Annotated in this window: 11 protein-coding genes; 4 read left to right on the forward strand and 7 right to left on the reverse strand. The window is 75.5% G+C overall.

Annotation, left to right across the window (positions count from 1 at the left end; all coding sequences use genetic code 11):
• Positions 1–127: 127 nt before the first annotated feature.
• The 7 genes from ACWDRR_RS40760 to ACWDRR_RS40790 all read right to left on the reverse strand — a co-directional run bounded on the left by ACWDRR_RS40760 (position 128) and on the right by ACWDRR_RS40790 (position 12,534).
• Positions 128–5,560 carry a type I polyketide synthase gene (locus tag ACWDRR_RS40760; RefSeq protein ID WP_449777364.1) on the reverse strand — a complete coding sequence of 1,811 codons (5,433 nt, stop codon included), beginning with the start codon at positions 5,558–5,560 and terminating at the stop codon, positions 128–130.
• Between the two features lie 118 nt (positions 5,561–5,678).
• A complete protein-coding gene (gene pabB / locus ACWDRR_RS40765; RefSeq protein ID WP_449777365.1) occupies positions 5,679–7,787 on the reverse strand; it encodes an aminodeoxychorismate synthase component I in 2,109 nt (702 codons plus the stop codon).
• A gap of 61 nt (positions 7,788–7,848) precedes the next feature.
• Positions 7,849–8,604, reverse strand: coding sequence for a thioesterase II family protein (locus ACWDRR_RS40770; RefSeq protein WP_449777366.1), 756 nt, complete (start codon positions 8,602–8,604; stop codon positions 7,849–7,851).
• Positions 8,605–8,634: 30 nt separating this feature from the next.
• Positions 8,635–8,829 carry a ferredoxin gene (locus ACWDRR_RS40775; RefSeq protein WP_449777367.1) on the reverse strand — a complete coding sequence of 65 codons (195 nt, stop codon included), beginning with the start codon at positions 8,827–8,829 and terminating at the stop codon, positions 8,635–8,637.
• A gap of 25 nt (positions 8,830–8,854) precedes the next feature.
• Entirely contained in the window at positions 8,855–10,033 is a 1,179-nt protein-coding gene (locus ACWDRR_RS40780) for a cytochrome P450 (protein ID WP_449777368.1), read from the reverse strand.
• Positions 10,030–11,091 carry a DegT/DnrJ/EryC1/StrS family aminotransferase gene (locus tag ACWDRR_RS40785; protein WP_449777369.1) on the reverse strand — a complete coding sequence of 354 codons (1,062 nt, stop codon included), beginning with the start codon at positions 11,089–11,091 and terminating at the stop codon, positions 10,030–10,032. Before ACWDRR_RS40785 ends, ACWDRR_RS40780 begins: the two co-directional genes overlap by 4 nt.
• 24 nt (positions 11,092–11,115) lie before the next feature.
• On the reverse strand, positions 11,116–12,534 hold the full coding sequence (locus ACWDRR_RS40790) for a glycosyltransferase (protein ID WP_449777370.1): 1,419 nt from the start codon (positions 12,532–12,534) through the stop codon (positions 11,116–11,118).
• 339 nt (positions 12,535–12,873) lie between these two features.
• Here ACWDRR_RS40790 and ACWDRR_RS40795 point away from each other — a divergent pair, with 339 nt between their 5' ends.
• The 4 genes from ACWDRR_RS40795 to ACWDRR_RS40810 all read left to right on the forward strand — a co-directional run bounded on the left by ACWDRR_RS40795 (position 12,874) and on the right by ACWDRR_RS40810 (position 22,489).
• The gene (locus ACWDRR_RS40795) at positions 12,874–15,663 is read left to right on the forward strand and encodes an AAA family ATPase (RefSeq protein ID WP_449777371.1); all 2,790 of its coding nucleotides are present in this window, start codon (positions 12,874–12,876) and stop codon (positions 15,661–15,663) included.
• Between the two features lie 67 nt (positions 15,664–15,730).
• Positions 15,731–18,613 carry an AAA family ATPase gene (locus ACWDRR_RS40800; RefSeq protein WP_449777372.1) on the forward strand — a complete coding sequence of 961 codons (2,883 nt, stop codon included), beginning with the start codon at positions 15,731–15,733 and terminating at the stop codon, positions 18,611–18,613.
• Positions 18,614–18,617: 4 nt separating this feature from the next.
• Entirely contained in the window at positions 18,618–21,425 is a 2,808-nt protein-coding gene (locus ACWDRR_RS40805) for an ATP-binding protein (protein WP_449777373.1), read from the forward strand.
• A 377-nt stretch (positions 21,426–21,802) separates the two neighbouring features.
• Entirely contained in the window at positions 21,803–22,489 is a 687-nt protein-coding gene (locus ACWDRR_RS40810; RefSeq protein WP_449777374.1) for a LuxR C-terminal-related transcriptional regulator, read from the forward strand.
• The last annotated feature ends 44 nt before the right edge of the window (positions 22,490–22,533 follow it).

Below are 22,533 nucleotides of genomic sequence, written 5' to 3' on the forward strand. Positions count from 1 at the left end.
TCGAGGGGGTGGCAGGCGGAGCGGGGAAAGCCGACCGGCGATCGGGTCGCCGGTCGGCTGGTGGTGTCCGTCGTTCGGGCAGGCCGGCGGGCCGGGCGGCCGAACGGAACCGACGGGCCGGACGGGCCTAGCCGTCGGCACCGTCCAGGAGGCGGAACAGCTCCTCGTCCGTGGCGGCGCGGATGTCGGGTCGGCCGTTGCCGCCCGCCGGGGCCGGGCCCCAGCGTTTGACGAGGTCCCTGAGCCGCGCGGCCGTGTCGGCGTCGAGTGCGGTGCCGGATTCGAGCAGGTGCTCCAACGCGTCGGTGACGGCGGCGGCCGATCCCCAGGAGGTCGTGGGGCGGGCGAGTTCCGCGCGGACGAGTCGGGCGATCGCGGCCGGCGTCGGGTGGTCGAAGACCAGGGTGGCGGGCAGGCGGGCGCCGCTGGCCGCGATGATCCGGTTGCGCAGCTCGATCGCGTTCACCGAGTTGACGCCCAGCTCCGAGAAGGGCTGCTCCGAGAGGTCCTGTGCGGCAAGGACGTCACCAGGCGCGTCGCCGCCGAGCACGGCCTCGGTCTCGGCCAGGACCAGGCGCAGCAGCAACTCGTCCTGCGCGGCCTCGTCGAGCCCGGCCAGCCGGTCGGACAGCCGGTCGGCCCGTGGCTCGGCCGGTGCTTTGACCGGTGGGCCCACCGGTCGGTCGGTCCACGGGCCGGCCGGTTCGGGTGCGGCGGTGGCGCCGTCGTCCGCCGTCCGGCGCGGTGCGGCGATCCAGTACCGCCGGTGCTGGAACGGGTAGGTGGGCAGCGGGACGGAGCGGGCGCCCGGCAGCACGGCGGCCCAGTCCACCGGGACTCCGTCGAGGTGCAGCCGGGCGACGGCGGCGAGGGCGGCCTGCTCCTCGTCGTGGACGCCGCTCGGCCCGGTGGGGACGACGGTCGTCGCCCCCGGGGCGGCCCCGGCGGCGGCGAGGCACTCGTCGATCATCGGGGTGAGCGCGGCGGCGGGGCCCAGCTCCAGGAAGCGGGTGGTCCGCTCGCCGCGCAGGTACTCGACGGCGTCGAGGAAGCGGACCGGCTCGACGATGTGCCGGACCCAGTGCTCCGGATCCCGGGCCTCCCGCGCGGTCAGCGGGCGGCCGGTGAGGGCGGAGACCAGGGGGACGGCGGGCTCGGCCGGGGCGAGTGCGCCGATCGCGTCCCGGAAGTCCGCCAGCACGGGCGCCATCAGCGGCGAGTGGAAGGCGTGGCTGACCGCGAGCGGCTTGGTCCGGTGCCCGGCGGCGCCGAGCCGGTCGGCCAGCGCGGCCAGCGGACCAGCGGCCCCGGACAGCACGACCGAATGCGGACCGTTCACCGCCGCGACGGCCACCGTGTCGGTGAAGTCCCCCAGCCACGGCCGGAGTTCGCTCTCCGGAAGCCGCACGGCCAGCATCGCGCCGCCGGCCGGCAGGGCGTCCATCAGCCGGCCGCGGGCCGCCACGAGCGCGCAGGCGTCGGCCGGCGAGAGGACGCCGGCCACGTGGGCGGCGGCGATCTCTCCGATCGAGTGGCCGACCAGCCGGTCCGGGACCACGCCCCAGGACTCGAAGAGGCGGTACAGCGCCACCTCGTGGGCGAAGATCGCGGGCTGGGCCCAGCCCGTGCGGTCGAGCGGGGTCCGGCCGTCGGCCGCGTGGTCGGCGTCCTCGCCCTCGGCCCACAGCACGGAGAGCAGCGGCCGCTCCAGCCACGGGTCGAGCAGTGAGCAGATCTCCCGCAGGGCGGCGTCGAAGACCGGGAAGGCGCGTGCGAGACCCCGGCCCATGCCGGGCCGCTGGCTGCCCTGCCCGGTGAAGGCGAAGGCGAGGCCGCCGTCGCTGCGGCGTCCGGGCACGATGCCCGTGGACGAGGAGCCGTCGGCGAGTGCGGCCGCCACCGCCCGCAGCCGGTCCGGATCGGTCCCCACCAGCAGGGCCCGGTGGTCGCCGTGCAGGGCCCGGGTGGTGGCGAGCGAGAAGGCCAGGTCGCGGGGGGACTGCTCGGGGTGGGCCGCCAGGTGCTCGGCGAGCTGCCCCGCGCGGGCGCGCAGCGCGGTCTCGCCGCGGGCGGAGAGCACCCAGGGCACGGCGGGGCCGGGCCGCGGCGGGCCGGCCTCGCAGGTCTCGGCGGTCTCGGTGGGTCGGGGCCGCAGCGGGTCGGTCTCGACGGTCCCGGCGGGTCGGGGCCGCAGCGGGTCGGTGTCGACGGTCCCGGACCGGGTCCGTGGCGGGTCGGTGTCGACGGTCCCGGGCTCCTCCAGGATCAGATGGGCGTTGGTGCCGCTGATCCCGAACGAGGACACGCCCGCCCGCCGCGTCCGGCCGGGCTCCGCCGGCCACGGCCGAGGCTCCGTCAGCAGCCGTACCGCCCCCGAGGACCAGTCCACCTGGGCGGTGGGCTCGTCCACGTGCAGGGTCCTGGGCAGCACTCCGTGCCGCAGCGCCTGCACCATCTTGATCACCCCGGCCGCGCCGGCGGCGGCCTGCGCATGGCCGATGTTCGACTTCACCGACCCCAGCCACAGCGGCCGGTCCCCGGTGTGCGCCCGGCCGTAGGTCGCGAGCAGCGCCTCGGCCTCGATCGGGTCGCCCAGGGTGGTGCCGGTGCCGTGCGCCTCGACGGCGTCGACATCGGCCGGGGCCAGCCGCGCGTCCGCCAGCGCCCGGTGGATGACCTGCTGCTGCGCGGGGCCGTTCGGTGCGGTGAGGCCGTTGGAGGCACCGTCCTGGTTCACCGCGGAGCCGCGGACCAGCGCCAGCACCTGGTGCCCGTGGCGGCGGGCGTCGTCGAGCCGTTCCAGGACGAGCAGGCCCACCCCCTCCGACCAGCCGGCTCCGTCGGCGGCCCGGGCGAAGGACTTGCACCGGCCGTCGGGGGAGAGCGCGCGCAGCCGGGAGAACTCGACGAAGGAGGTCGGTGTCGCCATCACCGCCACGCCGCCCGCCAGCGCGAGGGAGGACTCGCCCGAGCGCAGCGACCGGCAGGCCAGGTGGAGGGCGACGAGGGAGGAGGAGCAGGCGGTGTCGACGGTCAGGGCCGGACCCTCCAGACCGAGGGTGTAGGAGATCCGGCCGGCCAGCGCGCTCGCGGCCGTGCCGATCCCGAGCAGCCCCTCCAACTCGCCGGCCCCGCCGTGGGCCAGGTGCGCCGCGTAGTCGTGGTACATCGCCCCGGCGAAGACGCCGGTCCGGCTGCCGCGCAGGGTCGTCGGGTCGATCCGGGCCTGCTCCAGGGCCTCCCAGGCGGTCTCCAGCAGCAGTCGCTGCTGCGGGTCGGTGGCCAGTGCCTCCCGCTGCGACAGTCCGAAGAACTCCGCGTCGAAGTGGCCCGCGTCGTGCAGGAACCCGCCGGCCCGGGCGTAGGAGGTGCCCGGGTGGTCCGGGTCGTCGTCGAACAGGCGGGCCAGGTCCCAGCCGCGGTCGGCGGGGAAGCCGGAGACGGCGTCGGCGCCGTCCGCGACCAGGGTCCACAGGTCGTCCGGCGAGGCCACCCGGCCGGGCAGCCGGCAGGCCATCCCGACGATGGCGATCGCCTCGTCGTCCGGGCCGCTCCGGGGCCGCGGGGGCGCGTCCGCGCCGCTCGGCCGGGCCCCGCCGACCAGGCGCTCGGCGACGGCGGCCGGGGTGGGGAAGTCGAAGGCCAGGGCGACCGGGAGCGCCAGGCCGGTCCGCTCGACCAGCAGGTTGCGCAGCCGGACGGCGCCGACGGAGTCCAGCCCCTGGGCACGGAAGGTGGCGTCCGGTGCCGCCGGCGGCTCGCCGGTGCCCGGTCCGAGCACCGGCATGACGCCGAGCACCGGCGTGCCGCCGAGCACCGTCGTGATGCAGCGCCGGACCAGGTCGAGGGCGTCCGCGAGGCTGCGCGGCGCCGCTGCCGACGGCGGGGCCGGGGCCGGCGTGAAGCCGCCGCCGGCGAGCAACTCCTCCAGCGCCCGCCGGTGGAGCTTGCCCGCGGGGGTGCGGGGCAGGTCCTCGACGGTCACCAGCTCCAGCGGGATCTTGTACTCGGCCACGCCGCGCCCGCGGAGGAACCCGGTCACCTCGGCGAGACCGGTACCCGCGCCCGCGCGAGCGGTGAGGACCAGACAGGGGTACTCCCCGAGCCGGGGGTCGGGCCTGGCGACCACGGCCAGCGGACCGATCCCCGGCAGGTCCGCCAGCAGGCCCTGGATCTCGGTGGCGTTGAACTTCCGGCCGCCGACGTTGATCAGTTCGGCCGCCCGCCCGTGGAAGCGCACCAGGCCCGACTCGTCGACGCTCGCCAGGTCGCCGGTGCGCAGCCAGCCGTCCGGGGTGAGCGCGGCCCGGGTCAGCTCCGGATCGCCGAAGTACCCCCGGAACATGCTGGGGCTGCGGTAGCACAGCTCGCCGACCTCGCCCGGTGGGCACGGCTCGCCGTCCTCGCGGACGACGCTCACCCGCGCGCCGGCGGTCGGCCGGCCGACGCTGCGGGCGGCCACCTCGGCGGGGTCGTCCGGGCGGGTGCAGGTGCCGGTGCCGAGCTCGGACATCCCCCAGACCACCACCAGGCTGGTGTCCAGCACGGCCCTGACCTCGGCGACCAGCGCGGCCGGGGCGGCCGCGCCGGCCGTCCGTATCTCGCGCGGGCGGAAGCCGACCGGCCCGTCGGTCTGCGCGAGGCGCGTGACGATGTCGTGCAGCTGGGCCGGCACCGCGAACACCACGCTCGGGTCGGTGCGCCGGGCCAGCTCCAGGAAGCGGTCCGGGTCCCAGCCGCGCAGCAGGACCTGGTGGCAGGCGGTGAACAGCGCCGTGTGCAGCGACTGCAGACCGAACAGATGGGTGAGCGGGCAGGCGGTGACGACCGCGCTGCCGAACGCCGCCGCGGCCGCCTCGGCGACCGGCGCGGTGTTCGAGAGCAGGCCGTCGTGGCTGTGCAGGCAGAGCTTGGGCCGGGCGGAGGTGGTGCCGGAGGAGGGGACGAGGACGAGCGGCTGCTCCGGGCGCACCTCCACCGGGTGCGGGGCACTGCCCAGCCGGTCGGCCAGCAGCCGGTCGACCGGCAGTACCCGCGGATCGGCCGGCCCGGCGCCCTCGGCGGTCTCCCCGGCCACCAGCACCGCACGCAGCGAGGGCACCGCGGCCAGCAGCGCCCCGGCACCGTCGGCGGCCCCGGGCAGGTCGCCCGGCAGCACGAGGAGCGCCGGGTCCACCCGGTCCAGCAGCGCGCGCACCTCGGCCCGGCCGTTGCCCTGGTGCACCGGCAGCATGACGGCGCCGACGGCCGCGACGGCCAGGTGCAGCGTCACGTACTCCCAGCAGTTCGGCAGCTGTACCGCGACCACGTCGCCGGGGCCGACGCCCAGCTCCTGGAGGCCGCGGGCGAGCGCGTCGACCTCGGTGCTCCATTGCTGCCAGGTCCGTGACCGGTCCCCGTCGGTGAGCGCTGGCGCGTCCGGGGCCGCGCGCACGGCGGCGGCGAAGACCGCCGGCAGGGTGAGACCGCGCAGGGCCCCGTCGGTCGGGGCCGACGGGCCGGACCGGCTCTCGTCGGCGGCCGGATCAATCGCGTAGTCGTCGGTACGGACGGGCACCATCACTCCCCGGAGAAGCCGGCCACGGTACGGTCTGCTGCTCCATGCTCGACCGGGGAGCACCGGGAAAGCCCTAGGGTCTGCCTTCGAGCTCCCGCAGGCGGGAGTTCGAAGGCAGACCCTAGAGGTGCCCGGAGGGGACCCGCTGGCCGGGCACGGCGGTGTCGAGCAGCATCCGCAGCGGTGCCGCCTTCACCACGGTCTCGTCGAACTCCTCCTCGGGGTCCGACAGGGCGATGATCGCGCCGCCGACGCCGTACCGCAGTCGCCCGCCGCTCAGCACCAGGGTGCGGATGACGATGCTCAGGTCGGCGGCCCCGTTCAGCGAGAAGTAGCCGATGGCGCCGGAGTAGAGGCCGCGCGGTCCGCCTTCGAGCCGGTCGATGATCTGCATGGTCCGGATCTTCGGCGCACCGGTCATCGAACCGCCGGGGAACGCCGAGCGGACCGCCGCGACCGCCGTGGTGTCCGCGCGCAGCCTCGCCCGCACGGTGCTGACCAGCTGGTGCACGGTGGCGTACGTCTCCACCTGGAAGACCGGGTCGGCCACCACCGTGCCGACCTCGGCGCAGCGCCCGAGGTCGTGCCGGACCAGGTCGACGATCATCAGGTTCTCCGCCCGGTCCTTCTCACTGGTTGTCAGGTCGGCGGCCAGCAGCGCGTCCTCGGTCGGCGTCGCCCCCCTCGGCCGGGTCCCCTTGATCGGCTTGGATTCCATGAACCCCTGCCGGTCGACCCGCAGGAAGCGCTCGGGGGAGGTGCTCAGCACGGACAGGCCGGGGAAGTCGAGGAAGGCGCCGAACGGCGCGGGGCTCGCTCGCCGCAGGAACCGGTAGGCCTGCCAGGGGTCGAGGTCGGCCGGCGCCTCGATCATGTTGGTCAGGCAGACCTCGTACGTCTCACCGGCCCTGATCTCCTCCCGGCAGCTCTCGATCAGGTCGAGGTAGGCCTCGCGGTCGTGGCGCAGCCGCAGGTTCGCACCCTGGCACTGCGCGGGCGGCCCGCACGGTGCGGGCGCCTGGTCGGCGCAGGCCGCGAGCTGCGCCGCCGCCGAGGCCAGCCAGGCCCGGGCCGCGTCCTCCCGGCCGTCCTCGGCGAGGGCGAGCAGGTAGCTGGTGCCCGTGCGGTGGTCGAGTACGAGCGCCCGGTCCGTGAAGACCATGGCCGCGTCGGGGTCGGCGGAGCGGTGGGCCCGTTCGCCGTCGCACTCGGCCTTCAGCTCGTAGCCCAGGCAGCCGACCCAGCCGAGGGCGAAGTCGAAGGGGAGCTCGGGCAGTTCGACCCGCAGGTCGCGCAGGTCGCGCTCTAGCCAGTCGAGGAAGGCGGTGTGGACGATCCGTGTCGCGTCGGCGCTGGTGACGGTCACCGTGCCGGCGAAGACGTCGGCGGTGACCACCCGGGCGAGCGGGCCGGAGGCGTCGCCCATGACGGAGAGCTGTCCCAGCGCACCGCCCGGTCGGCTGCTGTCCAGCCAGAACGGCCGGTTGCCGGAGCGGAACAGGCGGTCGAAGGCCACCTCGGCGTCCCACTCGGTGGACAGCGGCTCGGCCAGGACCCGCAGTCGGCGGGTGGGCGCGCTGTCGCCGGTGCCGGGGGGCGCCGCGGTCCTCGGCGCGGGGCCCGCGACGGGAGCGGGTCGGCGCCGCCGGCCGTGCAGCCGGGTCAGCCGCCGGAAGTTCTTCAGCAGCCGGTGGCCGCCGGCGGTGCCGATGGACTCGGGGTGGAACTGCACGCCCCACAGCGGCAGCGCCCGGTGCCGCAGTGCCATGACCACGCCGTCGTCCTGGGCCCAGGCGGTCGGCTCCAGGCCGGCGGCCAGGTCCGTGACGGCGAGCGAGTGGTAGCGGACCACCTCCAGCGGCTGCGGCAGCCCGGCGAAGAGGCCGCTGCCGTCGTGCCGGACGAGCGAGGTGCGCCCGTGTCGGGGTTCGGGGGCGCGTTCCACCCGGCCGCCGTGGGCCAGGGCCATGCCCTGGTGCCCGAGGCAGACCCCGAGGACGGGGATCCGCCCCTCCTCGGCGATCCGCGCGCAGAGGCCGAAGTCGGCGGGGCGGTGCGGGGTGCCCGGCCCGGGCGACAGTACGACGTTGTCGAACCCGTCGAGAAACTCCGGCCGCCAGGCCGGGTCGTCGTTGCGGATCACCTCGGGCTCCCGCCCGTTCACCTCGGCGAGGTAGTGGAAGAGGTTGTAGGTGAAGGAGTCGTAGTTGTCGACGAGAAGTGTGCGCATCAGAGGGTCCTTGCTCGGCACGTGCCCTGGACGGAAGGCTCGACGGGGCGGCGGTGGCGCGTCATGGCCGGTCGAGCTCGCGCGCTATCTCGTCGTTGACCGCGCTCTGGCGGCCGGTGAGGAAGAAGTGGCCCCCGGGGAAGGCCCGGAGCCGGAACGGCCCGGTGGTGTGGTGCTGCCACGCCCGGGCCTCGGCGAGCGTGGTGCGCGGGTCGTCCTCGCCGGTCAGCGCGGTGAGCGGGCAGCGGAGCCGGCGCTCCGGGGGGCAGCGGTACGTCTCGATCGCGCGGTAGTCGGCGCGCAGCGCGGGCAGGGCCATGCGCAGGATCTCGTCGTCGCCGAGGAGTTGGGCCTGGGTGCCGTCGAGCAGCCGGATCTCGGCGAGGATCCCGTCGTCGCCGAGCCGGTGGACGGTCTCGGTGCGGGTGGTGGAGGGCCCCCGGCGGCCGGAGGCGATGACGGCCTTTGGCGTGTGCGCCCCCTGCTGTTCGAGGCGCCAGGCCGTCTCGAAGGCCAGGACGGCGCCCATGCTGTGGCCGAACAGGACGGTGGGCCGCTCGTCCAGGAGGAGGAGCTGGTCGGTGATCCGGTCGGCCAGCGTGCCGATGTCCTCGACGCAGGGTTCGTGGCGCCGGTCCTGCCGTCCCGGGTACTGCAGGGCGATCACGTCGACGCCCGGGGCGAACCGGGTGGCGACCGGGCGGTAGAAGCCGGCGGAGCCGCCGGCGTGCGGGAAGCAGACCAGCCGGACGGGGCTGTCCGGGGCCGGGTGGAAGCGCCGAAGCCACAGTGCGGTGGAGGTGTCCGTGCCGTTCACGGGGGGATCGTTCCTTTCGGTCGGGTGGGCTCAGGCCTCGTGGACGGTGATGGCCCGGGACGGGCAGAGGCCGCCCGCCCGGCGCACGTCCGCCCACTCCTCGGCGGCGGGCCGCGGGGTGACCACGGTGACCAGGCCGTCCTCGTCCTGGTCGAAGACCTCGGGTGCGTTCAGGACGCACTGGCCGGCGCCGACGCAGCGGGTGGTGTCCACGGTGATGTGCATCAGGGGTTCTCCCGGTGGTCGGTGCCTACCAGCGGACGGGCAGCTCGTGCAGCCCGCACAGCACGCCGTCGTACTTGAAGGGCAGCTCCTCGACGGGGACGGCGAGTTCCAGGGTCGGGATGCGTTCGAAGAGCCGGCGGTAGGCGATCTCCAGTTCGACCCGGACCAGGTTCTGTCCGAGGCACTGGTGCACGCCGTAGCCGAAGGCGACGTGGTGGCGTTCCGTCCGGGCCGGGTCGAAGGCGTGCGGGCAGGCGAAGACCTCGGCGTCGTGGTTGGCCGCGCCGACCAGCGGCACGATGCCCTCGCCCGCCCGGATGAGCCGGCCGGCGATCTCCACGTCCTCCACGGCGACCCGCAGCGACACCAGGTCGGCCACCGAGTGGATGCGCAGGGTCTCCTCGACCGCGCGCTCGTCGCCCTTCCACTCCGGGTTGGCGAGCAGGGTCACCACCCCCAGGGCGATGTTGTTGGCGGTGGTCTCGTGGCCGGCGATCAGGAGCAGCAGCAGGACGCCCGACAGTTCCTGCGTGCGGATCGCGCCGGTGGCCAGCAGCCTGCTGATCAGGTCGTCGCCGGGCCACTTCTCCTTGATCGCGACGAGCCGGTTGATGTAGCGCAGCAGCTCCCTGGTGGCGGTGTCGCGCTGCTGGTCGGTCGAGGCGCGGATGGTGATCAGCGTCCGGGTGCGGGACTCGAAGAAGTCCCGGTCGACCGGCGGCACCCCGAGCAGGGTCGAGATCACCAGCGAGGGCACGGGGAGCGCGAACCCGGCGACGAGGTCCGCCTCGTTCCCCCCGGCGAGCAGGGCGTCGATCCGCTCGTCGACCGTGCGTTCGATGGCCGGGCGCATCTCGCGGACCCGCCGGACGGTGAACTCGGGGATCAGCGCCTTGCGGAACCGGTCGTGCTCGGGCGAGTCCAGGCCCACGAACCAGCCGGGGATCTGCTCCTGCCGGGGGACGCCCATGGTGGCGCTGATGTTGGGGAAGCCCGGGTGGTCGGGGTTGGAGCTGATGCTGCGGCTGGTCAGCACCTCGCGCACGTCCTGGTGGCGGGTCACCAGCCAGCACTTGTTCCCGTTGGGCAGGTAGGACAGCACCAGCCCCTGCTGCTGCCGGTACTCCTCGTAGCGCGGCGGGGGGAAGGGCTCGCCCGGCCTGCGCAGCGGGAAGTCCACCACGGGGGGCTCGGTGCCGGTCATGAGGCGCTCGTGTGGAAGGCGCGGATCCTCCCGGTGATGTACTCCTGGTCGGCCGCGGTCAGCGCGTTGTAGGTCGGCAGGTAGAGGCCGTCCTCGGCGAACCGGTTGGCGTTGAGGGTGGGCCAGTGCGGGGCGAGGTAGCCCGGCTGGCGGCTCATCGGTTTGAAGAAGAGCCTGGTCTCGATGCCCTCGCCGGCCAGGAAGGCGCGCAGCTCGTCGCGGCGCTCGGTGCGCAGGTCGTACATCCACAGCACGTCGCGCGCGGGCATCAGGGTGACTCCCGGGATGTCCTTGAGGCCCTGGTCGTAGCGGTGCTCGATCTCCCGGCGGGTGGCGAGGATCTCCGGTAGGCGCTCCACCTGGGCGAGCGCGACGGCCGCCTGGAGCGCCGTCATCCGGAAGTTGTAGGCGAGCTTCTTGTGCAGGAAGCTGTGGTCCGTGGTGAAGGCCATCGCGCGCAGGTGTGCGAGCTGGCCGGCCAGCCGCGGGTCGTCGGTGAGGCAGACGCCGCCCTCGCCGGCAGTGATGATCTTGTTCGCGAAGAGCGAGTAGCACGCGATGTCGCCCACCGGGCGGATGCCGTGCGCCTCGGCGGAGTCCTCCACGACCCGGAGGTTGTACTGGAACGCGATGTCCATGATCGCGTCCATGTCGCACCGCCGGCCGTAGACGTGGACCGGCATGACGGCCTTCGTCCGCGGCGTGATCTTCTCCTCGATCCGCGCCGGGTCGATGTTCAGGTCGTCTCCGCAGTCGACGAAGACCGGGGTCGCGCCGGTGTAGGTGACGGCCCAGGCGGAGGCGATCATGGTGAATTCGGGGACGATCACCTCGTCGCCCGGACCGATGCCGAGAGCCCTCAGCGCCAGGGTGAGCGCCGTCGTTCCGGACGAGCAGGCGACGCCGTGCGCGATCGCGTTGTAGTCGGCGAATGCCTGCTCGAAACGCCGGACGTAAGGCCCCTGGGAGGAGATCCAGCCGTCGTTGATCGTGGCGGTGACGTATTCGAGCTCCCGGCCGTCGAGACCGGGCCGGGAAACGGGGTACCTGAACGTCATTCGGTCCTCACTCTGGGTGCTTCGTCAGTTCTGGACGGGGGTGCGGTCGCTGCTGCCCGGGCGGCTCAGTGCGGGGAGGTCGAGGATGAGATCGGCGGCCCGGACGCGGCCGCCGGCCGCCCGCTGCAGCCCCCCCAGCCGTTCGGCCCGGCGGCGGAAGGACGGATCGTCCAGCACCCGGGTGAGCTTGTCGACGACGTCGTCGGGGTCGACGGTCTGCGGCCGGTCGAGGGTGAGGCTGATGCCGAAGTCCCGGCCCCGCACCGCCTGGTCGAAGCAGTCCACCCAGAGCGGGCGCACCACCAGGGGCTTGCCGAAGTACACGCCCTCGTGGAACCCGTTGCCGCCGCCGTGGGTGAAGAACACGGCGACCGCCGGATGGGCGAGGACGTCGAGCTGCGAGGGCAGCCAGCTCTCGATGCGCAGGTTGCCCGGGAGCGACTCCGGTGCGGGCAGCAGGTGTTGCTGCTCCTCGGGCAGCTTCCACAGCACGTCGTGCCTGCCGTCGAGCCGGCGGGCGACCTCCACCAGCGCGCCGACCTGCTCCCGGGTCAGCCGGGTGATGGTGCCGAACCCCATGTAGACCACGGACGAACGGGCGTCGAGCCAGGCTCCGAGTCCGTCGTCCGCGGCGCCGGAGGCCTCCGGCAGCGGCGGCATCACCGCGCCGACCAGCTTCATCTTCTCCGGAACGTCGAAGGGGTAGTCCAGCTCCGGAACGGAATTGCACAGGACCATTTCGGCCCGGTCGATCCTGGTCATCGGACTGGCCGCCGGAAGGCCCAGTTCCTTGCGGATCCGGTTGTCCTCGGAGAGGACCTTGCCCATGCCCGGATTGAGGAACAGGGCCAGTGTCCGGAGCTTGAAGAGCATATTGCCCAGGCGTTGCCCGAAGTTCATCGGGTACGGAAGTCCGGAGTGCGGGACGGGAAAGCTCTTCGGGGTGTAGGAGCTGCCGAACGGATTGTGCGACGTCAGTACATTGCTGGGCAGGAAGGGCACGCTCAGGACGAATGGAATGTTCCTGGTCAGCGCCAGATCGACGGCGAACGAACTCATGGATTCGATCACCATGAGAGCCGGATCGATCTTCGCCACCACGGATTCCAGGCGGCGGTACTTCTCCGCCTGGAGATCCGGCCGGTACGACTGGCGGATGACCGCTCGGTGCGCCTTGAAGCGCGAGGACTGGGTGACCTCGCGGTAGACCTCGTCGCTCCAGCTGACGGCCGACAGCTCGGAGAAGACCTCGCCGAGGGAGGCGAACTCCACCGGCGTGCGCCCCGCGGACCCCTGCACGTCCGCGCGCCGGGGCTCGTCGGTTGCGAACCACAGGTCGGGCGTGCCGCGCCGGGCGAGCTCGCGGGCCAGCACCAGCATCGGGTTGAGCAGGCCGCTCTCCGGAAGGCTGACGAAGAGGATCGGCCGCGGTGCGGTGGTCATCGGACTCCCTTGGGCAAGGCCGGGGCGGGCCGTGGTGGCTGCACCAGAACTTGGTCTCACGGCCGGCGCCGGGAAATCCTTAGACTCGGGCGGCGCACGCCCGGGGCGGCACCGGCGCACGGGCGATCCGGGGGTCCGGTATGCCCGGGTTGTCGGCATGTCGGAGGGGTTGCCGGGATTCACCGCCGGCGGTCATTCTTGATACTTCTCATATGGTTCGGATCGTCGACGGAGGGTAGTCTGACGCAGGGCGCGCACCTTTGTGGTGCAGCGCTCGAAATGTTCCCGGGAATGGTGAGTCCCGGACTGTTTCGCTCGGGTGACGGGGGGATTGCTTTCATGAATCGCGCGGCCACCGCGGTGCTGCCCACCCCGATAGCCGGCCGGACCGGCGAGCTGAAAGCGCTGGAGACGCGGCTCGATGCCGCCTGCCGCGGCCGGGCCGGTCTGGTGGCGATATCCGGGGCGACCGGAATGGGCAAGACCCGGCTCCTGCGGGCCTTTCTGGAGGGCACGGCCGACCGGGACGTGACGGTCTCGCACGGCGCCTGCGGACGCACCGCCGTCGGGCCCGGCTACGGTGCGGCGCTGGCCCTGTTCGGCCGGTTCGGCCTCACCGGCCAGGACGTGGCGGACCGCTCCCCGGCCGCCGCGCACTACCGGGTGCTGCACCACCTGCACGCACTCGTGCTGAGGCTGACGGCGGACCGCCCGCTGGTCCTGGTCCTGGACGACGCCCACGCCTGCGACGAACAGTCCCTGCGCTGGCTGGACTTCACGCTGCGCCGGGCGCAGGGCCTGCCGCTGCTGGTGCTCCTCGCCCGGCGCACCGAGGGCGAGCCGGCCGCCCCGCAGGCCTGGGCCGACCTCGCCGCCCAGCCCGCGTACGCCACGGTGCGGCTCGGCCCGCTCGGCCTCGCCCAGATCGGCGCCATCGCGCGGCAGGTCTACCGGGCACCGGTCGAGCCGTCGTTCGCCGAACGCGTCGCCGCCTGCTCCGGCGGCAACCCCCGCCGGGCCACCCGGCTGCTGCGCGCGCTCTGCGCGGAGGGCGTCCGGCCGGACGCCCACGGCGCGGAGCGCGCCGCCGAACTCGGCGGCCGGCTGGTCGCGCTGTCCGTGCACGGCCGGCTCGCCCGGATGCCCGCCTGGGTCCGTGCGGTGGCCACCGCCACCGCGGTGCTCGGCGAGGACTCGCCGGACCTCGTCGGCGCCCTGGCCGGCATCCCCGACGGCCTGGTCCGGGACGCCCTGGGACTGCTGCGCCGCGGTGAACTCGTCGCCGCCCGGCACCCCGCCCGGATGGACGAAGCGGTGCGCCGCGCCGTCCTCGACCCGCTCGGCGCCGAGGAGCTCGCCCGCCTCCGGGCCAGGGCGGCCCTGCTGCTCAGCGATGCCGGACGCCCGGCCGAGCAGGTCGCCGGGTGCCTGCTCCAACTCCCCGGCACCCCCGAGCCGTGGATGGTGACGGTGCTCCGCGAGGCGGCCGCCCTGGCCGAGGCCCGCAGCGCGCCCGGCAGTGCGGCCGGGTACCTGCACCGGGTGCTGGAGGCCGAGCCGCAGGACGACGCGGTGCGCCTGCGGCTGGCCGACGCACTGGCCCAGGCCGACCCGATCGAGGCCGTTCCGCTGCTGCGGGAGGCGCTCGCGCGGGCCGCCGACGTGCGGGCCAGGGCCAGGATCGCGGTCCAGTACGGGATGACCTGCCTGGCCGCCCACCAGGCGCCGGCCGCCGCCCGGGAACTCGCCGCGATCCTGCGCACCCTGCGGGCGCAGCTCGGGCCCGACGACGAACTGCGCACGGCCGTGGAGTCGGTCCTGCTGATCACCGGCTCGGCCGACCGCGGCACGGTCGCCTCGCTGCGCCGGCGCGTGGAGCAGCCGGCCGGGCCGGACACCGACGGCGCGGCCTCGCAGCAGCGACACGCCCTGAGCGCGCTGCTCTCCGCGCTGTACGGCAGCTCCCGGGAGGTGACGGTCGACCACGCCCGGCGGGTGGTGAACGCCGCCGGCCCGGTCGGGCAGAACTGGCCGCTGATCACTTCGGCGGTGGCGCTCGGCCTGGCCGACGAGACCCCGGACGCGCTCACCGTGCTGGAACGCGCGCTGCGGCACGGGCAGGGCGAGCACGCGGCATGGACCCGCGCGCTCGCGCTGTCCGGCCGGGCCCTGGTCCGCTACGCGATCGGCGCGATCCCCGAGGCGATGGCCGACGCCCGGACCGTCATCGAGACCGTCGGCGAGGAGCGCTGCGGCGCCCGGCTGGCCCTGCCGCGGGTGGTGCTGGCCTCGGCGCTGCTCGACCGGGGCGAGACCGGGGCCGCCGACGAGGTGCTCGGCGGGATCGCCCGTCCGCAGCCCCAGGGTTCGGTCCTGGACTACCACCCGTACCTGCTGGCGCGGGCGCGGGCCCGGTGGGCCGTCGGCGACGGCGAGGGGGCGCTGGGCCTGCTGGTCGAGAGCGGCCGGGCCCAGCGCGAGGCGGGCCTGGTGAACCCGGTGTTCGCCCCGTGGTGGTCGCCGGCCTGCGAGATCCTCGCCGCGCTCGGCCGCCCCGACGCGGCGCGGGAGTACGCGGAGCACGGCGCCGAGTCGGCGCAGCGCTGGGGCACGGCGCGCGGGCTCGGGCTCGCCACGCTGGCCCGCGGCGTGATCACCGGCGGGCGCCCCGGGGTCGAGCTGCTCGCCGAGGCCGTCGCGCGGCTGTCCTGCTCGCCGGCCGCGGCCGAGCACGCCCGGGCCGAGTACGCGCTCGGCCGGGCCCTGCTGACGATCGGTGACCAGGCCGGTGCCCGCGAGCACCTGCGGGCGGCCGCCGACCGCGCACGGTGCTGCGGGGCGCTGGCCCTCGCCAGAGCGGCCCGCCGGCTGCTGATCAGCGCCGGCGGCCGGATGCGCGAGATCACCACCTCGCGGGTCGACATGCTGACCGGCGCGGAGTGCAAGGTGGCCGGCCTGGTGGCGGGCGGGGCGAGCAACCGCCAGATCGCGCAGACCCTCTTCGTCACGGTGCGCACCGTGGAGACCCACCTGACGAACGTCTACCGCAAGCTCGGGGTCGGACACCGGGCCGCGCTGGCCTCGGCGCTGCCCGCCCGGGCCGTCGTGGTGCCGGACGGCCGCTGCTGACCCGGGGGACCGCGAGCGCGCCGGTCCGGAACGAACCGCACGATCGTCCGAAGGCCTGGGACTGACCATGACTGTGCCATTCGCCCTTCTCCCCGCCGGTGCCACCGCCTGGGGAGCGCCCCCGGCGGACCGGGAGCCGATCCACCGGGAGACCGAGCGGCTGACCCTGACGGCGCTGCTCGCCGGCCTCCGGGCGGGCCGGCCCGCCGTCGCCACGGTGACCGGCCCGCCCGGCTTCGGCCAGAACGGGCTGGTGCGCTGGGCCGCCCACCGCGCGGAGCGCAGCGGGCTGCGGGTCCTGCGCGTCCGTGCGGCCCGGTTCGAGCGCGAGGTGCGCCACGGGGCCCTCGCCCGGCTGCTCGCGCCGCTCGACGGCACGCGGGACGACGCGCGGGGCGGCCCGTCGGACGGCCCGTCGGACGGTGCGGCCGCACGCCCGGTACGCGACGGCGGCCGGTGGGGCGAGCCACCTCGGCCGGCGGGCCGTCCGGAGCTGCCGGGGCTGGCCGAACTGGCCTCCGCCGCACGGCAGCGGCCCACCCTGCTGGCGGTGGAGAACGCCCACTGGCTCGACGCCGGGTCGCTCGGCTGGCTGTCCGCCCTGGTCCGGCGGTCGGCGGAGCTGCCGGTGGCCGTGCTGGCGGGCGGCAGCGGCGTCACGGCGGACGGGCCCGACTGGCTGAGCCTGCCCGCCGGTGCACCGGACCAGGTCGTGGCGCGCGAGCTCAGGCCGGCGCCACTGGACGCCGCCGCCGCGGCCGTCGAGGTCGCGCGGTTCTGCGGCCGGGCCGGCGAGCCGTACTTCACGGCGGTCCTGCACGAGGTCGCCGCCGGCCACCCCGCGGTGATCCGGGAGTCGCTGCGGCAGTTCGCGGCACTCGGCCACGAGCCGGTCGCGGTGCGGGCGCCCGAGCTGCGGGCGATCGGCCACGGCGCCATGGGGGACCACGTCGCCCGGGTGCTGAGCGGGCTCGGCGCCGAGGTGGCCGCCGTCGTCCGGACGCTGGCCGTCTGCGGCGAACTGCTGGACTTCGCCGCCGTGTGCCGGCTCGCCGGGGTGGCCGCGCCGGGCGAGGCGCGGCTGCGGGCGGCGGTGGAGGCGACGGGCTTCGTCCGCCCGTCGGCCGGCCGGCCGCGGCTGGACCGGGTGGCGCGGGTCCGGGTCCTGGAGGAGATGACCGCGGCCGCCCGGACCGTGCTGCACGCCGAGGCCGCCGAACTCGCCCACCGGGCCGCGGCGGACGACCAGGACGTCGCCGCCCTGCTGCTGGGCGCGCGAGCGACCGGGGCGCCCTGGGCAGCGGCCGTGCTGCGCCGCGCCGGCCTGACCGCACTGCGCCAGGGCGAGCCCGATCGCGCGACCGGCCTCCTCGCCCGTGCGCTGGAGCAGGAGGGCGACCCGCGGACGCGCGGGCGGCTGAGCCTGGAGCTGGCCGTCGCGGAACTGCTGAGCGCGCCGGAGGCCGGTGACCGACGGCTCGGCGGCATCGTCCGCGGCCCGGAGACGCCCGCCGCCCTGCGGGTCCGCTCGGCCGACCTCGCCCTGGGCTGGGGGGACGCCGAGGCGATGCGCCGGTCCGTGGCCGAGGTCCTGCCCGCGAGCCGGGGCCGTGAACGGGACGATCTGATCGCCCTGTACTGGTCCGCCGACGCGACCCCGCCGGACGGCGCCGCGTCGTTCCCGCCCGAGGTGCCCGCGCTGCCCGACCCCCCGGCCTCGCCCGCGCAGGCCGGGGTACGCGCCTGGCACCTCGCCCTGGCGGGGGACGGCCCGGAGCGGGTCAGGGAGCTTGCCCGCACCGCGCTGGCCGGGCGGGCGGCCGTCGGCGACGAGGCCGGCGGCGGGCTGTTCCAACCGCGCCTGGCTGCCTGCAAAGCCCTGATGCTGACCGATGACCACGACGAGGCCGAAGCCGGACTGACGACCCTGCTCGCCGAACTGACGGACCGTCATCTCCTGGTGGGGCTCGCTCCGGTGCTCGCCGTCCGGGCCGAGCTGCGGCTGCGCGGCGGCCGGACGGCCGCCGCGGAACGGGACCTCGGCGCCGCCGAGCGGACCCTGCGGCCGGTCGGCCGCAACGCCGCCACCCTGGCGTACCTGCGAGCCGTCCGGATCGTCGTCGAGCTGGAGTCGGGCCGGCTGGGCACGGCCGGGGCGCTGGCCGCGGCGCCGCTGCCCGACGCCGCGCAGTCCGGCGACCACTGGCCCGGGCTGCTGTTCGCCCGGGCGCTGGTGGCATCGGCCGAGGCGCGGCCGCAGGAGGCCAGGGAGCTCCTGCTGGAGGCCGGCCGGCGGCTGCTGAACCGCCACCACGTCAACCCGGCGCTGCTCCCGTGGCGTTCGCTCGCCGCACGGGCCTGCCGTGAGCTCGGGGACGAGCAGGAGGCGCGACGCCTGAACCGCGCGGAGCTGCAGCTCGCCCGGCGGTGGGGGGTGCCGAGCGCGCTCGCCTGGGCCGAGCTGTGCGCCGGGCCGGCCGAGGGCCCCGACCGGCCCGCCGCGCTGCGCCGGATCGTGCGGACGGCGGCTGCCGGACCGGCCGGCCCGGGCGGGCCGGTCCACACCCGGGCGCTGGCCGAGCAGTGCGCGGCCGAACTGGCGCAGGGCGGCCGCCGCGCCGCCGCGGCCGCGCTCGCGGAGCTCTCGGCGTTCGAGGACGCGACCCGTCCGGCCGGGCCGGTGGCGACACGGGCCCACCGCCTCGCGCAGGAGCTGGCGAGCTCCGCCCGGTCGTGCGGCGGGGCCCACACCCTCTGGGACACCCTCACCCCGGCCGAGCGCCGGACGGCCCGGCTCGTCGGGCGCGGGCACACCAACCGCTCGGCGGCCGGCGTCCTCGCGGTCTCCACCCGCACGGTCGAGCTCCGGCTGAGCCGCACCTACCTCAAGCTCGGAATCACTGGCCGCCAGGAGCTGTGCGCGCTCCTGCGCGCGACGGAAGGACGCTGAACGGATGCTGCTCGAACGGGACCCCCAACTGGCCCGCGTACGGGAGGCGCTCCGCGACAGCGGGCGGGGCGGGTCCGCCCTGCTGGTGACCGGCCCGCTCGGGATCGGCCGGTCGGCGCTGCTGACCGAACTGGCCGCCCGGGCCGCGGCGCAGGACGTGCGGGTGCTGCGCGCCCACGCGGCGCCGATGGAGCAGGACTTCCCCCTGGGCGTGGTCCGCCAGCTGTTCGACAGCCTGCTGGCCGCCACCCCCGGGCCGGAGCGCGAGCGCCGGCTGCGCGAGGCCGGAGCCGCCGGCCGGCCGGTCCACGACGACCTCCCGCCCTCGGGAGAGCCGGACGCCGCTCCGGAGGCCGGCCCCGACGCCGACGCCCTGCAGGAAGGCCTGCCGGCACTCCTGGCCGCCGTCGGCGCGGACACCCCGCTGCTGATCCTGATCGACGACCTGCAGTACGCCGACCAGGCGTCGCTGGGCTGGCTCGCCCGCCTCACCGTGCGACTGCGCGACCTGCGGGCGGTCCTGGTCTGCACGCTGCGGGGCGGCGATCCGGCGTCCGCCGACCCGCTGCTGCGCGAGGCGACCGGCGGGATGCGCCGCCTGCCGATCCCCGGCCGGCTGTCACCCGCCGCCACCGGGCTGCTGATCGAACGCCACCTCGGCGAGCCGGGCGACGAGGAGTTCACCCGGGCCTGCCACGAGAGCGCTGCGGGCAATCCGCTGTTCCTGACGTCCCTGCTGTCGGGGCTGGCGGCGCTCGGCGCCCGGCCGACCGCCGAACACGCGGGGACGGTGCGCCGACTGCGCCCGGCCCGGCTGCGGGACCGGCTGGCGGGCTGCCTGCGCACCCAGCCGCAGCCGGTCCGGGACCTCGCCGCGGCGATGGCGACACTCGGCGAGGAGAGCGACCCCGGGCTGGTCGCGGCGCTCGCCCGGCTGGACCGGAGCGGCTGCGCCGCGGCCGCCCGGGCGCTCCGCCGGCTGGGCCTGCTCGCCGACGAGGAGACCCCGCGCTTCGTCCACCGGGTGGTCCAGGACGCGATCGAGTCCACGATGACCATGGCGGAGCGGACCGGCCGGCAGGAAGCGGCGGCGGACCTGCTGTACCGCAGCGGGCGCCCGGCGGAGCAGGTCGCCGCCCAGCTGGTGGCCGTTCCGGCGGCCGGCCACGCCTGGGTGGTCACGGTGCTCCGGACCGCCGCGCAGAGCGCGCTGCGCCGCGGCGCCCCCGAGACGGCCGCCCGCTACCTGCTGCGCGCGCTGCTGGACAGCCCCGAGCAGGACGAGGACCGGGCCCGGCTGCTGATCGAACTCGCGGCCGCCGAGCACGCCTTCGACCCGGCGGCCGGGGAGCGGCACGTCGCCCAGGCGATTCCGCTGCTGGCCACCGCCACCGACCGGGCGGCCGCGGCGCTGCGCCTCGCGCCCGGTGTGGTGGGCGCGGTCGGCCGGTCCTCGCTGGCCGTGCTGCGGCAGACCGCCGGGGAGCTGGGCCCCGCCGACCTGCTGCGGGGCCCGGCGCGTGCGGTCGCCCTGCGGATGGAGGCGCGACTGCGGTACTGCGCGCGGGAGGACGGCGCCGAACTGGCCGCCGCGGTCGCCCGGTTGCGCGCTCTGGGTGAGGAGCCACCGGTCTGTACGGGGGCCGAACGCGAGCTGCTGGCCGTCCTGTTGGACGCGGCGGCGCTCGGCCGCAGCCTGCCGGCCGCCGAGGTCGCCCGCCACGCCCACCGGATCCTGGAGCGCGAACCGGCCACCTCGGCGCCGGCGCACTCGGTGCTGCCGCTCGTCGTGTCCACCCTGGTCGGCGCGGACTCGACGCGCTCCGTCCAGGCCTGGCTGGCGGCGCGGGAACGGACCAGGCGGGAGTCCGGCGCGGCCGCCGACGCGCTCGGCCACGCCGAGCACGCGCTGGTCCAACTCGCCTGCGGGCGGCTGGCCCTGGCGCGGGAGCACGGTGAGCGGGCGTTCGACCTGGCCGGGGCCGACTGGCAGCGCAGCGGTGCGCTCGCCACGGCCGCACTGGCCGCGGTCGCCCTGGAGGGGCGGGACAGCGTGCTGACCGAGCGGGTGCTGGCCGAGGCCGCCCGTCGACCGCCGGCGGGCCTGTTCGAGACGGCGATGCTCCGGTTCCTCCAGGTGTCGGTCGAAGCACAGCGCGGCCGGCGGGAGCAGGCCCTGGAGACGGCGCTGGCCTGCGGCCGGGAGCTGGTGGCGGCGGGCTGGCGCAATCCGGTGCTGTTCCCGTGGCGGCCCTGGGCGATCACCCTGTCCCATCTGCTCGGTGACTCCTACGCGGCGCAGGCGCTCGCCGAGCAGGAGTACGCCGAGGCCCTCGCGTGGGGTGCGCCGGTCGGCATCGGCCGCGCGCTGCGGCTGAAGGGCCGGCTGCGCGACGGCAGCGCGGGGACCGAGCTGCTGCGCGAGGCCGTCGAGATCCTGCGGGGATCCGCCAACGAGCTCGAACTCGCCCGTGCGATGCGGTCCTTGGGGAGCCGGCTGGGGCAGGGTGCGGAGGCGGAGGCGATGCTGCGCGGAGCCGCCGAGCTGGCGGCCGCCTGCGGCACCCCCTGGCCCGGTCCGGACAGCGGCGCCGCGATCGGCTCGCCGGCCGGGGCGGTGCTGACCCCCGCCGAGCGGCGGGTGGGCGCGCTCGTGGGCGGCGGGCTGACCAATCAGGAGATCGCCGAGTCACTGGGGGTGAGTTCGCGTGCGGTGGAGAAGCATTTGACGAACTCCTATCGGAAGCTCGGGATATCCGGCCGGCGTGAGCTGACCGCGCTCCTCGGCGGGGCGCAGGCCGCCTGTCGGTGAGGTGCGGCGGGGGAGTCCCGCACTCCTCGCCCGGCGGTTCGGTGACCGCCCGTTCGGCCCCCCGCGGCGGGGCCGGGCGGGCGGTCCGGCGTTTCGGGTATTCGCTGGTCACGGGGGTGATCGGCGGTGTGCGGGGCACCGCACCGTACCGAACCTCCGAAGGTGTGGATGCGGACCGAACCGTACCGGTGATCGACCACGGGGTTGGCGGTGAACATGCCTGGGCGCATTGACCGGAATCGCCGCGCAAATCTAGGCTCTCTTTTGTACCCCATCGTGTTGCCCGCAGAAATGGCACCGGTGCGGCGGGTACCGCTTTCCGTGCCGACAAGGCTCCCGTGCTTTTGAATTCGTGAAGGGGAATGAGTTCCTTGGCGATTTCCGCTCCCGTCCTGGAGGACTTGGCGCCGACCGCGGCGCCGGCCGTCGAGTCCGACCGTGCCGGGTCGGCCCAGGTCCACCCACTGCTCGACCAGCCGGGCCTGAACATGGCCTGTCTCGATCGGACACTCACGATCCAGGAGGCCACCCAGGAGTTCTTCCGGCAGTTCGGGAACTCCGCAGCGGGTCTGTGCGGCCGCACCTTCTGCGATCTGGTCCACCCCAGCGTCCACCAGCCGCTGCTGCGGCAGTTCGCCGGCCTCGTCGAGGGCCGCCGTGACCGCTTCGCCACCGAGGTCATCGCGGTGGGGGCGGGGGGCGACGCGTTCACCGTTCCGCTCACGGCCGTGGCCGTCCAGGGCGGGACGCCCGAACTCTCCTCCATCCTGGTGATGATGTCGGCGCGCCGGGAGGCCGCGGACCCGGAGGTCGCGAGCAGCCGCAAGAAGATCCTGAGCGAGATCGACGCCCGGATCCTCGAAGGCATCGCGGCCGGCGTCTCCACCGTCCCGCTGGCCGCCCGGCTCTATCTGAGCCGCCAGGGCGTCGAGTACCACGTGACCTGTCTGCTGCGAAAGCTCAGGGTGCCCAACCGGGCCGCCCTGGTGTCGCGCGCGTACTCCATGGGCGTCCTCAAGGTGGGGATCTGGCCGCCCAAGGTCGTCCAGGACTTCGTCAAGTGAGGCCGTGCGGCCGGGACCGGGCCGGGCGCGCTCCGGCAGGTGCT

The organism is Kitasatospora sp. NPDC003701, from assembly GCF_053587085.1.

What these genes read in the sequence shown, in the direction of transcription:
- ACWDRR_RS40760 (WP_449777364.1), bottom strand. Translation starts at nt 5,560, where the DNA reads ATGGTGCCCGTCCGTACCGACGACTACGCGATTGATCCGGCCGCCGAC.
- pabB (WP_449777365.1), bottom strand. Translation starts at nt 7,787, where the DNA reads ATGCGCACACTTCTCGTCGACAACTACGACTCCTTCACCTACAACCTC.
- ACWDRR_RS40775 (WP_449777367.1), bottom strand. Translation starts at nt 8,829, where the DNA reads ATGCACATCACCGTGGACACCACCCGCTGCGTCGGCGCCGGCCAGTGC.
- ACWDRR_RS40780 (WP_449777368.1), bottom strand. Translation starts at nt 10,033, where the DNA reads ATGACCGGCACCGAGCCCCCCGTGGTGGACTTCCCGCTGCGCAGGCCG.
- ACWDRR_RS40785 (WP_449777369.1), bottom strand. Translation starts at nt 11,091, where the DNA reads ATGACGTTCAGGTACCCCGTTTCCCGGCCCGGTCTCGACGGCCGGGAG.
- ACWDRR_RS40790 (WP_449777370.1), bottom strand. Translation starts at nt 12,534, where the DNA reads ATGACCACCGCACCGCGGCCGATCCTCTTCGTCAGCCTTCCGGAGAGC.
- ACWDRR_RS40795 (WP_449777371.1), top strand. Translation starts at nt 12,874, where the DNA reads ATGAATCGCGCGGCCACCGCGGTGCTGCCCACCCCGATAGCCGGCCGG.
- ACWDRR_RS40800 (WP_449777372.1), top strand. Translation starts at nt 15,731, where the DNA reads ATGACTGTGCCATTCGCCCTTCTCCCCGCCGGTGCCACCGCCTGGGGA.
- ACWDRR_RS40805 (WP_449777373.1), top strand. Translation starts at nt 18,618, where the DNA reads ATGCTGCTCGAACGGGACCCCCAACTGGCCCGCGTACGGGAGGCGCTC.